The sequence below is a fragment of the uncultured Corynebacterium sp. genome, from assembly GCF_945649885.1.
Lineage (GTDB): Bacteria > Actinomycetota > Actinomycetes > Mycobacteriales > Mycobacteriaceae > Corynebacterium.
Window position 1 is genome coordinate 1 of record NZ_CALZFS010000082.1, and the last position, 12817, is coordinate 12817.

20 protein-coding genes are annotated in these 12817 nt (G+C 57.3%); 3 read left to right on the forward strand and 17 right to left on the reverse strand.

Features of this window, described 5'->3' with window-relative positions; genetic code table 11:
• The 3 genes from rplE to rplN form a co-directional block, all read right to left on the reverse strand.
• A partial coding sequence (gene rplE / locus Q0M74_RS09460) for a 50S ribosomal protein L5 (RefSeq protein ID WP_293953754.1) occupies positions 1–341 on the reverse strand: 341 nt, incomplete at its 3' end.
• Positions 341–655: a 50S ribosomal protein L24 gene (gene rplX / locus Q0M74_RS09465; RefSeq protein WP_293953756.1), complete on the reverse strand. Its 315-nt coding sequence runs from the start codon at positions 653–655 to the stop codon at positions 341–343. The genes rplE and rplX, both read right to left, overlap by 1 nt.
• A 2-nt stretch (positions 656–657) precedes the next feature.
• Entirely contained in the window at positions 658–1026 is a 369-nt protein-coding gene (gene rplN, locus Q0M74_RS09470; RefSeq protein ID WP_293953758.1) for a 50S ribosomal protein L14, read from the reverse strand.
• Positions 1027–1352: 326 nt separating this feature from the next.
• Here rplN and Q0M74_RS09475 point away from each other — a divergent pair, with 326 nt between their 5' ends.
• Both Q0M74_RS09475 and Q0M74_RS09480 read left to right on the forward strand, forming a co-directional pair.
• Entirely contained in the window at positions 1353–2069 is a 717-nt protein-coding gene (locus Q0M74_RS09475) for an LppP/LprE family lipoprotein (RefSeq protein ID WP_038582691.1), read from the forward strand.
• A gap of 67 nt (positions 2070–2136) precedes the next feature.
• Positions 2137–2406: a hypothetical protein gene (locus Q0M74_RS09480; RefSeq protein ID WP_003860559.1), complete on the forward strand. Its 270-nt coding sequence runs from the start codon at positions 2137–2139 to the stop codon at positions 2404–2406.
• A gap of 122 nt (positions 2407–2528) precedes the next feature.
• Here Q0M74_RS09480 and rpsQ read toward each other — a convergent pair whose 3' ends face one another.
• The 12 genes from rpsQ to Q0M74_RS09540 form a co-directional block, all read right to left on the reverse strand.
• Entirely contained in the window at positions 2529–2807 is a 279-nt protein-coding gene (rpsQ, locus tag Q0M74_RS09485; protein ID WP_293953760.1) for a 30S ribosomal protein S17, read from the reverse strand.
• A 2-nt stretch (positions 2808–2809) separates the two neighbouring features.
• Entirely contained in the window at positions 2810–3040 is a 231-nt protein-coding gene (rpmC, locus tag Q0M74_RS09490) for a 50S ribosomal protein L29 (protein WP_003854304.1), read from the reverse strand.
• Positions 3040–3456 (reverse strand): 50S ribosomal protein L16, encoded by a 417-nt coding sequence (rplP, locus tag Q0M74_RS09495; protein WP_290278371.1) that lies wholly within the window; start codon positions 3454–3456, stop codon positions 3040–3042. Before rplP ends, rpmC begins: the two co-directional genes overlap by 1 nt.
• A 2-nt stretch (positions 3457–3458) precedes the next feature.
• Positions 3459–4205: a 30S ribosomal protein S3 gene (gene rpsC / locus Q0M74_RS09500; RefSeq protein WP_293953762.1), complete on the reverse strand. Its 747-nt coding sequence runs from the start codon at positions 4203–4205 to the stop codon at positions 3459–3461.
• Positions 4205–4567, reverse strand: coding sequence for a 50S ribosomal protein L22 (gene rplV / locus Q0M74_RS09505; protein ID WP_293953764.1), 363 nt, complete (start codon positions 4565–4567; stop codon positions 4205–4207). Before rplV ends, rpsC begins: the two co-directional genes overlap by 1 nt.
• A gap of 3 nt (positions 4568–4570) precedes the next feature.
• On the reverse strand, positions 4571–4849 hold the full coding sequence (rpsS, locus tag Q0M74_RS09510) for a 30S ribosomal protein S19 (RefSeq protein WP_015650392.1): 279 nt from the start codon (positions 4847–4849) through the stop codon (positions 4571–4573).
• Between the two features lie 16 nt (positions 4850–4865).
• Entirely contained in the window at positions 4866–5708 is an 843-nt protein-coding gene (rplB, locus tag Q0M74_RS09515; RefSeq protein WP_293953766.1) for a 50S ribosomal protein L2, read from the reverse strand.
• A gap of 24 nt (positions 5709–5732) precedes the next feature.
• The gene (gene rplW / locus Q0M74_RS09520) at positions 5733–6038 is read right to left on the reverse strand and encodes a 50S ribosomal protein L23 (protein ID WP_293953768.1); all 306 of its coding nucleotides are present in this window, start codon (positions 6036–6038) and stop codon (positions 5733–5735) included.
• The gene (gene rplD / locus Q0M74_RS09525; RefSeq protein WP_293953770.1) at positions 6038–6694 is read right to left on the reverse strand and encodes a 50S ribosomal protein L4; all 657 of its coding nucleotides are present in this window, start codon (positions 6692–6694) and stop codon (positions 6038–6040) included. Before rplD ends, rplW begins: the two co-directional genes overlap by 1 nt.
• The gene (gene rplC / locus Q0M74_RS09530) at positions 6691–7347 is read right to left on the reverse strand and encodes a 50S ribosomal protein L3 (RefSeq protein ID WP_293953772.1); all 657 of its coding nucleotides are present in this window, start codon (positions 7345–7347) and stop codon (positions 6691–6693) included. Before rplC ends, rplD begins: the two co-directional genes overlap by 4 nt.
• 31 nt (positions 7348–7378) lie before the next feature.
• Positions 7379–7684, reverse strand: coding sequence for a 30S ribosomal protein S10 (gene rpsJ / locus Q0M74_RS09535; RefSeq protein ID WP_003854291.1), 306 nt, complete (start codon positions 7682–7684; stop codon positions 7379–7381).
• A gap of 723 nt (positions 7685–8407) precedes the next feature.
• Positions 8408–9910: an acetyl-CoA hydrolase/transferase family protein gene (locus tag Q0M74_RS09540; RefSeq protein ID WP_293953774.1), complete on the reverse strand. Its 1503-nt coding sequence runs from the start codon at positions 9908–9910 to the stop codon at positions 8408–8410.
• A gap of 164 nt (positions 9911–10074) precedes the next feature.
• Between Q0M74_RS09540 and Q0M74_RS09545 the strand changes: the two genes are divergently transcribed.
• A complete protein-coding gene (locus Q0M74_RS09545; protein ID WP_293953776.1) occupies positions 10075–11028 on the forward strand; it encodes a GlxA family transcriptional regulator in 954 nt (317 codons plus the stop codon).
• Here Q0M74_RS09545 and Q0M74_RS09550 read toward each other — a convergent pair.
• Both Q0M74_RS09550 and tuf read right to left on the reverse strand, forming a co-directional pair.
• On the reverse strand, positions 11025–11726 hold the full coding sequence (locus Q0M74_RS09550; RefSeq protein ID WP_293953778.1) for a hypothetical protein: 702 nt from the start codon (positions 11724–11726) through the stop codon (positions 11025–11027). The two genes, Q0M74_RS09545 and Q0M74_RS09550, sit on opposite strands and share 4 nt — an antisense overlap.
• A gap of 135 nt (positions 11727–11861) precedes the next feature.
• The coding region (tuf, locus tag Q0M74_RS09555) for an elongation factor Tu (protein ID WP_293953780.1) at positions 11862–12817 on the reverse strand (956 nt) is incomplete at its 5' end.

A 12817-nucleotide genomic window follows, 5' to 3' on the forward strand; every position in this document is an offset into this window, starting at 1 on the left:
GGCAGGGCCACGGTCAGCAGACGGTCCAGGAACTCCCACATGCGGTCGCCGCGGAGGGTGACCTTCGCGCCGATTGGCATGCCTTCACGGAGCTTGAAGTTAGCGATGGACTTCTTCGCGCGGCGAAGCTGTGGCTTCTGACCGGTGATCGCGGTGAGGTCCTCCAGTGCACCGTTGATCATCTTGGAGTCACGAGCAGCGTCGCCGACGCCCATGTTCACAACGATCTTGGTGACGCCTGGGATCTGCATGACGTTGTCGAAAGAGAACTCAGTCTGCAGGTTAGTGCGGATCTCGTCCTGGTAACGGGTCTTGAGACGTGGGGTGTAGTTCTCAGCCATTAGATGTCCTTCCCGTTGCGACGAGAGATACGGACTTTCTTGCCGTTCTCGTCAACGCGGAAACCAATACGACTTGGGTTTCCTTCGGAGTCGATGACCATGACGTTGGAGACATGGATCGGAGCTTCCTGGGTCACGATGCCGCCGGACTCTGCGCCACGCTCTGGTGCGGAGTTAGCTACGTGCTTCTTGATGCGGTTGACGCCCTCTACGAGGACCTTGTCATTCTGTGGGAAAGCCTGAATGACCTTGCCCTTGGCACCCTTATCGGGACCAGAGATGACCAGAACCATATCGCCCTTGTGGATCTTCATACTTAAATCACCTCCGGTGCGAGAGAAACGATCTTCATGAACTTCTTCTCACGAAGCTCACGAGCAACTGGTCCGAAGATACGGGTGCCGCGTGGCTCGTTGTCAGTCTTGATGAGGACTGCTGCGTTCTCATCGAAGGAGATATAAGAACCATCGGTACGACGGGTCTCCTTCTTGGTGCGGACGATGACTGCGCGGACGATTTCGCCGGCCTTCACGTTGCCGCCTGGGGCTGCTTCCTTGACAGTGGCGACGATGACGTCACCAATGCCAGCAAAACGTCGGGTGGATCCACCGAGAACTCGGATGCACAGAATTTCACGTGCACCAGTGTTGTCGGCGATCTTCAGACGCGATTCCTGCTGAATCACTACTGGTCTCCTGACCTGGATTATGTGTGCTGGATTTCCGTCCCAAACACACGTGGTCTTTGTACTACAGATGTCTACATACTCCACGAATGTGGGCAACGAACGCTTGGCCTTTTACAGCCTCGTCGAGGGGTCTCGGAAACGCGACTCGGAAAAGCACCGCGAGTCCGACCTACACAGACAACCTGTATATCTAACCACACCCCTACCCCCGAATTCAAATCCGTGTTGCGTGTTAATAAGGAACAATATAGGTGTGATTCGCGATATAACAATCAGCTTGTTTTTCCACCTTAAGTAGTCGCCTATTTTAGGAGGTAGATGTCATGTCCCTACTCAAAAGTCTCAGCGTCGGAAGCAGTGCAGTACTTTTAACGGCGCTGCTTGGCGGATGTATTTCTCTCGATGAACGATCCACTGATACGTCCATGAATACATCCACGAACACATCCACGGAAAATGTCACCACGGTAACCGCTACGGTCACGTCGACAGCAATGGCAGAACCTGGAACAGCTGTCCCAACCTCTACGTCTGCTCCCACGACTGCACCTGTGCAATGCAATTTGGATCCCCGCACCTCGGATTTTGGGCCATATCTTGCACAATCTCGCACCCCAGTTGGTGAGCTAGCTGGATCTGCAGATTCCGTCGTGCAGGTTCCTGACTGGTTTTATCACTTCCAAATGGGCGACAACGGCTACGATTCCTGTTCCAAGCTGAGCTATGTGGTTCTCAACGGTTCCAATGGAGACGCCGAACGTTCTGCTGGAACGGGTGCTGCGATCGCCGACGTGGTGGTGCTGTTTATCGACGGCCATATGGTTGCTCGTCCTGCTCCTTTTGAAATGAAGACCGTGGAATCCGTCACCAGAGTGTCAGATTCAGAAATCCAAGTTGTTTACGGACATGCCGGCCGATCTACTGCCGAAGGTGTTACGGACTATTTCACCTTTAACTTCTTCGTTGACAACGGCGTTCTTTCTGGACGCGGCGATCTCCCAGAACACATCGATACTCACATGCGTCTATATCTGCTGTAGCCCCAGCTAAAAACTCTTGATACGTTGGTGGTTAAATCTCCATGCCCCTTCTATCAAGAACATTTGGATGGCTCATGAAAACCAAAAAACTGTTTCAATTTTTGCATGGCTTAGCGTTCTAGTTGTCGCAATCCTCGGATATGTCCTGTGGCTCGTCCCGATTTCCTGGTACGGCATCCGTGAGTGGATCTACCCGATCATTGCCGTTCCACTCATTGGATATGCATTGTTTACCGCTTTCAAGTCCAAGAGTTGGGTCTTGGGTATCTGCGCAATCCTCGCCCTGCTGTCCCCCATCATTTGGCTGACAGCTGGATTCTTCGTCTTTGGCTTCTAGTACTTGGCTGTTATAAAGACAAAGAAACACCCCTGGTGGATTCCCAAAAGGAAATTCCACCAGGGGTGTTACGCATTCGCTTGAAGCGAATAGCAAGAGGTCATCAGTAGATGACGCCCAGACTACTTAGCCTTTTCGACGATCTCGATCAGACGGTAGTTCTTGTCCTTCGACAGAGGACGGGTCTCCTCGATGCGGACCAGGTCGCCGATACCGGCGGTGTTCTCCTCATCGTGGGCCTTGACCTTCTTGTTGGAACGAAGGATCTTGCCGTAGAGAGCGTGCTGCTTACGGTCCTCGAGCTCGACGACGATGGTCTTCTGCATCTTGTCAGAAACCACGTAGCCGGTGCGGACCTTGCGGGCGCCCTTTTCCTTGTTGTTCACGTTTGCCTCACTCATAATTAAGCCTCAGCTCCCGGAACCACGGACAGGCCCAGCTCGCGCTCGCGAATAACGGTGTAGATGCGGGCGATGTCGCGCTTGACCGTGCGCAGGCGGCGGTTGTTGGTCAGCTGGCCGGTGGCAAGCTGGAAGCGAAGGTTGAACAGTTCTTCCTTAGCCTCATTGAGGCGGGTGACCAGTTCTTCCTCGTTGAGTTCACGGAACTCATGTGCTGGGGTACCGATAGCCATTAGAGCTGATCCTCCCTCTTGACGATACGGACCTTGCATGGAAGCTTCTGGCCAGCGCGGCGCAGGGCCTCAAGAGCAGTTGCTTCATCCGGGTAGGACATCTCGAAGAGAATGCGTCCCGGCTTAACGTTTGCGACCCACTTCTCCACAGGACCCTTACCGGAACCCATACGAACGCCGAGTGGCTTCTGGGTCAGTGGACGGTCTGGGAAGATGTTGATCCATACCTTGCCACCACGCTTGACGTGGCGGTTGATGGCAATACGTGCAGATTCAATCTGACGGTTGGTGATGTAGGCAGGCTCGAGAGCCTGGATGCCGTACTCACCGAAGGTGACGCGGTTGCCGCCCTTGGAGATACCGCTACGGGTTGGGCGGTGCTGGCGACGGTACTTAACGCGCTTAGGGATAAGCATGTTTAGCCCTCCTGCTTCTGCTCAGCACGCTGACGTCGCTGGCCACCGCGACGCGGACGTGCGTTGCGGTCGCCGCGACCACGGCGCTCTGCGGGTGCATTGATCTCGCTCTCGCGACGTCCACCAACGACGTCACCCTTGTAGATCCACACCTTGACGCCGATGCGTCCGAAAGTGGTGTGAGCCTCGAAGGTTCCGTAGTCGATTTCTGCGCGGAGAGTGTGCAGTGGAACGCGACCCTCGTGGTAGCGCTCGGTACGGGACATCTCGGCGCCGCCGAGACGACCTGAACAAACAACCTTGATGCCCTTGACCTGTGGCTGGCGCATTGCGGACTGGATAGCCTTACGCATTGCACGGCGGAATGCCACACGGTTGGTCAGCTGCTCAGCGATGGACTGTGCCACCAGCTTCGCGTTGGCGTCGATGTTCTTGACCTCGAGGATGTTGAGGGCAACCTGCTTCTTGGTGAGCTTCTCGAGCTCACGACGGATGCGGTCTGCCTCAGCACCACGACGGCCAATGACGATGCCTGGGCGTGCAGTGTGGATGTCAACGCGAACGCGGTCGCGGGTGCGCTCGATGACGACGTCGGCGATGCCGGCGCGGTCGAGACCCTTAGACAGGAAATCGCGAATCTTGATGTCCTCGGCGACGTAGTCAGCGTAGGACTGATCGGCGTACCAATGGGACTTCCAGTCGGAAGTGATGCCCAATCGGAGGCCGTGTGGATGAATCTTCTGGCCCACTAGTTGGCTCCTTCCTTCTGGCTTTCAACGACCACGGTGATGTGGCTGCTGCGCTTACGGATCTGGAATGCACGACCCTGAGCACGAGGCTGGAAACGCTTCATGGTTGGACCCTCATCGGCGTAAGCCTCGGAGATGACCAGGGTGCGTGGATCCAGACCGAAGTTGTTCTCAGCGTTGGCAGCTGCAGAAGCAACGACCTTGGCTACAGGCTCGGAAGCGGCCTGCGGAGCATACTTCAGGATGGACAGTGCCTCGGTTACGGTCTTGCCGCGAACCAGATCGATGACACGACGTGCCTTCATCGGGCTGACCCGGACGAAGCGAGCAGTCGCGCGTGCGGAAGTGATGTTGTCACTCATCGCTTATCGGCGTCCCTTCTTATCGTCCTTGATGTGACCCTTGAAGGTCTTGGTTGGGGCGAACTCGCCCAGCTTGTGGCCGACCATGGCATCGTCCACGAAAACCGGCACGTGCTTGCGTCCATCATGGACAGCAAAGGTGTGACCGATGAAATCGGGGAGAATGGTGGAACGGCGGGACCAGGTCTTGATAACCTGCTTGGTACCCTTTTCGTTCTGAGCGTCTACCTTGTTGAGGAGGTGCTCATCGACGAACGGGCCCTTTTTAAGGCTGCGTGGCATTCTTCGTTACCTCCTCTTAGCGCTTCTTGTTCTTGTTAGCGCGACGGCGACGGACAATCATGTCATCGCTGTAACGCTTAGGACGGCGGGTGCGGCCTTCCTTCTGTCCCCATGGGGACACAGGGTGACGACCACCAGAGGTCTTACCCTCACCACCACCGTGTGGGTGGTCGACCGGGTTCATGACGACACCTCGGACGGACGGACGCCATCCCTTCCAGCGCATACGGCCGGCCTTGCCCCAACGGATGTTGATCTGGTCAGCGTTGCCGACCTCACCGATGGTGGCACGGCAGCGGATGTCCACGCGGCGGATCTCGGTGGATGGCATACGCAGAACTGCGTAGGCGCCTTCCTTACCGAGCAGCTGCACGGAGGAGCCTGCTGAACGAGCCAGCTTTGCTCCAGCGCCCGGCTTCAGCTCCACGTTGTGGATGGTGGTACCGGTTGGGATGTTGCGCAGTGGCAGGTTGTTGCCAACCTTGATGTCGGCGTTGGCGCCGGACTCGACGACAGTGCCCTGGGTCAGACCCTTCGGAGCGAGGATGTAACGCTTCTCGCCATCGAAGTAGTGAAGCAGTGCAATGTTGGCGGTACGGTTCGGGTCGTACTCGATGTGAGCGACCTTTGCCAGGACGCCGTCCTTGTCATTGCGACGGAAGTCGATGACGCGGTAACGACGCTTGTGTCCACCACCGCGGTGACGGGTGGTGATGTGACCATGAGAGTTACGGCCGCCGGTCTTGTGGATCGGGCGAAGCAGTGACTTCTCAGGGGTCGAACGGGTGATCTCCGAGAACATGGAAACGGAGCTTGCGCGGCGACCCGGGGTTGTCGGCTTGTACTTACGAATAGCCATAATGTGTCCTTTTCTATCGACGTCTTAAGCGACGGAGCCGTTGAAGATGTCGATGGAGTCGCTGCCCTCACGAAGAGTGACGTAGGCGCGCTTGGTGGCCTTGCGGACACCGAAGCCGGAGCGGGAGCGCTTGCGCTTGCCCTCACGGCTGACAGTGTTCACAGAAGCAACCTTGACGCCGAAGATCTCTTCGACAGCAATCTTGATCTGGGTCTTGTTGGCGTCACGGTCGACGAAGAACGTGTAAACGTTCTGCTCCATGAGGCCGTAGGACTTCTCAGAAACGACCGGTGCGAGGATGATGTCGCGTGGGTTGGCGATAGTAGCCATTAGTTCTGCTCCTCCTGTGCCGCACCAGTAGCGCGGTTGATGAAGGTGTGGAGAGCCTCAACGGAGAACACGATGTCGTCAGCGTTGACAACGTCGTAGGTGTTCAGCTGATCAGCGGCCAGGATGTGGACGCCAGGCAGGTTGTTGGCACTCTTGTGTGCGTTAAGGTCCTCACGGCCGAGAACCAGCAGGACGGACTTGCGCTCGGTCAGACGCTCGATGAAAGCCTTTGCAGACTTAGTCGAAGGGGTCTGGCCTGGTACCAGTTCAGAGATGACGTGGATACGATCAGTGCGTGCACGATCGGACAGGGCGCCGAAGAGGGCGGCCTTGATCATCTTCTTAGGGGTACGCTGCGCGTAGTCGCGTGGCTTAGGGCCGTGGGAGATGCCACCACCGGTGAAGTGAGGAGCACGGATCGAACCCTGACGGGCACGACCGGTTCCCTTCTGACGGAACGGCTTACGGCCGCCGCCACGTACCTCAGCACGGGTCTTGGTGGAGTGGGTACCCTGTCGAGCTGCTGCAAGCTGTGCGATGACAACCTGGTGCAGCAGAGCGACGGAAACCTCACGGTTAAAAATCTCTGCAGGGAGTTCGACAGAGCCGTCGATGTTTCCATCAGCGGTCTGAACATCCAGCTTCAGATTCGTCATGCGTGTGCACCGCCCTTCACTGCGGTCTTAACGGTAACGATGCCGCCACGGTTGCCCGGGATCGCACCCTTGATCAGGATGAGGTTGGCATCGGCGTCAATCTTCTGAACCTTGAGGTTCTGGGTGGTGACGCGGTCATTACCCATGCGGCCAGCCATACGCTTGCCCTTGAAGATGCGACCTGGGGTAGCTGCTGCACCAATGCCACCAACGCGGCGGTGAGCAGCCTGGTTACCGTGGCCTGCACCCTGTCCGGCAAAGCCGTGGCGCTTCATGCCGCCGGCGTAGCCCTTACCCTTGGAGGTACCGGTAACGTCAACGAACTTAACGTCGTTGAACAGTTCGACGGTGACGTCCTGTCCGACCTCGTAACCGGAGACATCGTCCATACGAATCTCGGTGACGTGGCGGCGGGGGGTAACGCCTGCCTTCTTGTAGTGACCGGCCTGTGGCTGGTTCACCTTACGTGGGTCGATTTCGCCGTAGGCGATCTGGATGGCGTTGTAGCCATCGGTCTCAACGGTGCGAATCTGGGAAACTACGCATGGACCAGCTTCAACGACGGTAACCGGGATAACGCGGTTTTCCTCGTCGAAGATCTGAGTCATGCCGAGCTTGGTGCCCAGAATGCCCTTGATCTCGTTTTCACTCATTATTTATTCTCCGCTGCCAAAGTTCCGTCGATCACTGAATATTCACGTCGACGCTGGCCGGAAGGTCGATGCGCATAAGGGCATCAACAGTCTTCGGCGTCGGGTCGAGGATGTCGATCAGGCGCTTATGGGTGCGCATCTCGAAGTGCTCGCGAGAGTCCTTGTACTTATGGGGAGAACGAATAACGGCGTATACGTTCTTTTCGGTAGGCAAAGGCACCGGTCCAACGACTCGGGCACCCGTGCGGGTGACCGTCTCAACGATCTTGCGTGCAGACGCATCAATCGCTTCGTGGTCGTAGGCCTTGAGCCTAATGCGGATTTTTTGTCCCGCCACGCTAATCCTCTTCCTCGCTCGTCCCACATCTTCCAATTGGAGAGCGGTGGGAATTCGCTTCATTCTTTCTCTATAACGTTGTCCGGGCTTGGGGCTCGGGCGCAACGCCAGTGTTTAACCTGACTGTCAACTGTGTCTGACATGGATCACGGGCGCTGTGCAAACAAATGCGCCACAATTGACCCTGAATAACGCTTAATGCGCTAGTCGGGAAATCGGAAGGGACCTAAATGCGTATAGCGTGGCCCTAACGTAACTGCCGCTGTTTATTTGCCATGCCCCTTCTCCGGTTCCGCCTTCACCGGTCACCCGGCTTCAGTGGACCTCCTGGAGTTGAATCACCCAGTGGAAAACCACTGCGATCCTCGACCCCAATGAAGGTGTCATGTTTGCTCTACCAGCGGACATTTCCTTCGCCGTGGGCATCCATCTTTGCAGGTGGAGGCACACAAGAATCCATGCCGTGTTAAAGCAACCTAAGTAGTTAACCACATAGTCATCTGGAATACAACCCCTATCTGCAGAAACATTGTGTTATTCGATAGTTTTCCCGCACTGTTGCTTTCATCACTCACCTCCCCATTCACATGGCTCCTTAAATGGCAAATTTGTAATTCATCACCAATTCCAGAATTCGCGACGGCCTTCTGAAAAAAACACGAATCCCCCGGTCTGCCCATAATGAGGGAAGACAGGGGGAAAGTGCAGTGCAGCGACAGGGGTTCAGCCCTTCATCGTGCCCTTCTCATCCAGGTTGATGTGGAAGCTGAGTGCGGTGCGCAGATCGTGTGGGGTCTGCTGGTACTTGTTCTTGGAGGCGCGCTCGAAGTACTCCTCCAGGAGTGGTCGGTACTCAGGATGTGCCACGGAGATCATCTTCGGGGCACGCTCACGTGGTGAGAGGCCACGAAGGTCCGCGTAGCCGTATTCGGTGACAACGACCATGGCGTCATGCTCGGTGTGGTCGATATGGGAGGCGAATGGAACGATCGCGGAGATCGCATCCCCCTTGGCCATCGATGGGGAGATGAAGGTGGAGGCGAAGGCGTTGCGGGTGAAGTCGCCGGAGCCGCCGATCCCGTTCATGATGCGGGTACCTGCCACGTGGGTGGAGTTGACGTTACCGTAGATGTCGGCCTCGATCATGCCGTTGGAGGCGATCAGGCCCATGCGGCGGATGACCTCCGGACTGTTGGAGATCTGCAGTGGGCGCAGCACCAGACTCTTGCGGTAGGTACCGGCTTCGCGGTTCATCTTCTCCGCATACTCCGGGGAGAGTGCGAAGGAGGTTGCGGACGCCTGGGTCATCTTGCCGGCGTCAATGAGGTCGAGCATGCCGTCCTGCACAACCTCAGTGTAGGCCTTGATGTTTTCAAACTTGGAGTCCAGCAGGCCTGCCATCACCGCGTTCGGGACATTACCCACGCCGGACTGCATGATGTAGCCGTCATAGGTCAGGCGCCCTGCAGTCACTTCCCCCTCGAGGAAGTCAAGGAAGTGTCCGGCGATCTGCTTGGAGGTCTCGTCGAAAGGCTTGAAGGGGCTGTTGCGGTCTGGCGCATCGGTCTCCACGATGGCGACAACCTTGTTGGTGTCAATGTTGATGAAGGTTTCACCGATACGGTCATTGACGTTGTTGATCGGGATCGGGGTGCGGTTGGGCAGGTGTGGCACGCGGTAGATATCCGCCATGCCCTCCAGCTCCAGGGACTGCCAGGAGTTGACCTCGATGATGATCTTCTTGGCTGACTCCAGGTACTCCATGTTGTTACCGACACCGGAGGATGGCACGAGGTGTCCCTCTTCGGTGATGCGGCAGACCTCAACGATCGCGACATCAAGTTCACCGAAGAAACCCTGCTCCACCTGGAGGCCGGAGTGGGAGAGGTGGATGTCCTGGTACTTCATCTGGCCGGCGTTGATCTTGCCACGCATCTCGGGGTCAGACTGGTACGGCATTCGGTAGTAGATGGCATCGGCTTCGGCGAGAACACCATCACAGTCGGGAGCGGTCGAGGCGCCGGTGAGCATGTTGATGCCATAAGGGTCACCTTTGGCGTGGAACTCCTTGGCGCGGTTGGCGATGGCTGTTGGCAGGGCCTTCGGGTAGGCCGCACCGGTGAAGCCGGACATTCCCACGGTGTCACCGTCGTTGATGAACTGGGCTGCCTCTTCGGCGGACATGACCTTTGAGCGTAGTTCTGCGCTGGCGATTCTCTCAGACATTCTTACTCCTCGTAGATTTTCCCATCGGCATCTCAGTGTTACCGACATCACACACCAGTCTCTCAAGTGAGCTAGGCTATTGCCATGTCCTATCGGCCATAAATCTTGAGGATTCGGACATATCAGCGTTCCGCACCCACTCCCCTACCTCGCTTCGGAAAACCATGAGAAAAATTGCACTGTTAATCTATGACGGCGTGACCATGCTCGATGTCTCTGGTCCCGCCGAAGCCCTGAGCCGCGCCGAGGGCTATGAACTCACCCTGCTCTCCCCCGGTGGCGGCGAGGTCATGACGGCAACCGGCATCGCCATCAGCTCCACCCAACCAGCACTATCTGCCAATCCCACGGACTTCAACACCGTCATCATCGCCGGTGCTGATGAACTGCCCAACTCCCCCATCCCCACAGAGCTGCTCGACGCCGCCCGCCACCTCGCTAACGGCCCCCAACGCGTGGCCAGTGTGTGCACGGGCGCCTTCATCCTCGCTGAGCTCGGATTATTAAACCGCAGACGCGTGACCACCCACTGGAAGAATGCTCTGGATCTGGCCCGACGCTTCCCCCTGGTACGCGTCCAACCGGATACCCTGCATGTCCACGATGGAAAATTCATCACCTCCGCTGGCATTACCGCCGGCATTGACCTCTCCCTCTCGTTGATCGAGGAGGATCAGGGTGCAGATGTCGCCCGGAGGATCGCCCGTGACATGGTGATGTTCATGCACCGTCCCGGTGGCCAGTCCCAATATGCTGCAGCCACCAATGCCCCTTCGGTGAGCAACCCGATCTTGCAGAAAGTCTTGGAGGTGGTCCGCACCCACCCGGCCAAGAACCACTCCATCGCAAGTCTCGCCCAGGAAGCCGCAGTCAGCCCCCGGCACCTGGGCAGGCTTTTCAAGGAGGAACTGGGCACCACCCCGACCGGATGGCTGGAGCAGTTCCGTCTGAGTATCGCCCAGCAGCTGATCCTGGATGGCAATACTGTGACAGCTGCTGCCCGGAAATCAGGGTTCTCCAGCGATGACAGCATGCGGAGGGTCTTTGAACGTCGGCTACACAGCACCCCCTCGGAGTACCGCGCCCGGTTCAGTTCCACCTTCAGGACAAAGCTCTAGCCCTCCAGGTGGAAGCAGTGTTCCACCACTCCGAGGTCCAGTACCTCATTGTTTCCAGCCCTTGCGATCAGTAACGATTCCCCTGGTTTAGCCTGGATGAGTTTCTTCCATCTGAGTTTCTCCTGGTGTAGTTCACGTCCCCGGGCCGTGAAGATATTCAAGGTCCGGTCGAGCACCACCGTGCGTTCCCCGGACACTTGGAAAAGCAGGACCTGGGTGTCGATAAGCTCTCGGGTCACTCCCCCAAGACCAGCGGCATAACGCTCTGGTGTGTCACTGACCAGTTCAATGCTGTCCACCACACCGAGTCGGTGGTTGATCCCGCCGGCATCGGTGATTCTCAGTGGTGCACCGACCTCGCACTTATCAATGGTGTCGTAGTCCCACACGCCGGGCTGGGTATGTTGACCGCGGGGCAGGAGACGTCGAAGCACGATGCGGTAGGGGTCAATGGTGATGCGGGAATCCGGACCACTGGTGTTCACCACGAATCGGCTGCTGATCTCCGGGCCGATCCGGGCTGGCTGTTGGTGGCGCATCTGTTGGAGTGCGAGAACAAGTTCCGCGTCATCTGCACCCCATCCGATGCCCTTGTTTTCCAGGATCCCGAAGAGTGTGGCCAGGGAGAGGTCTGGTTGTCCTTCCCAGGTGGCGCGGAGTTCTTCCAGAACAGCAGGGATACGTGTGGGGTCCTTCATCGCTCCCACATTATGGGAGAGCGTCGGGGAAAGGGAAACCTGGGTGGGATGCAAAAAGGTCCAGAGCATAAATGCTCTGGACCTTTAAGGTTTCAGATCTTCACAACCCGGAGGTCATGGGATCTGAAGAGATCATTACTTGATGATCTTGGTGACGCGGCCGGCGCCAACGGTGCGGGAGCCTTCGCGGATAGCGAAACGCAGGCCCTCGTCCATTGCGACTGGCTGGATCAGGGTGACGGACATGTCGACGTTGTCGCCTGGCATGACCATCTCGGTGCCCTCAGGAAGCTTCACAACACCGGTAACGTCGGTGGTGCGGAAGTAGAACTGTGGACGGTAGTTGTCGAAGAATGGGGTGTGGCGGCCACCCTCGTCCTTGGACAGGATGTAGACAGAGCCCTCGAACTCGGTGTGAGGTGCGTAGGCGCCTGGCTTGATGATGACCTGGCCACGCTCGATGTCTTCGCGCTTGATACCGCGGAGCAGCAGGCCACAGTTGTCGCCAGCCTCAGCAGAGTCGAGCAGCTTGCGGAACATCTCGATACCGGTGACGGTGGTCTGAGTGGACTTTTCCTTGATGCCGATGATCTCAACGTCATCGTTGACATTCAGGGTACCGCGCTCAACACGACCGGTGACAACGGTGCCACGACCGGTAATGGTGAAGATGTCCTCGATAGGCATGAGGAATGGCTTCTCGGTCTCGCGCTCTGGGTCCGGGATGGACTCGTCGCAAGCAGCCATGAGCTCGAGGATCGCGTTGGTCCACTTCTCTTCGCCGTTCAGGGCGCCGAGTGCGGAGATGTGAACGATTGGAGCATCTTCGTCGTAGTCCTGCTCAGCGAGAAGCTCGCGAACTTCCATCTCGACGAGCTCGATGATTTCCTCATCATCAACCATGTCGCACTTGTTCAGTGCAACGAGGATGTAAGGAACGCCAACCTGGCGAGCCAGAAGAACGTGCTCACGGGTCTGTGGCATTGGGCCGTCAGTTGCAGCGACAACCAGGATTGCGCCGTCCATCTGAGCAGCGCCGGTGATCATGTTCTTGATGTAGTCGGCGTGGCCCGGGGCGTCAACGTGTGCGT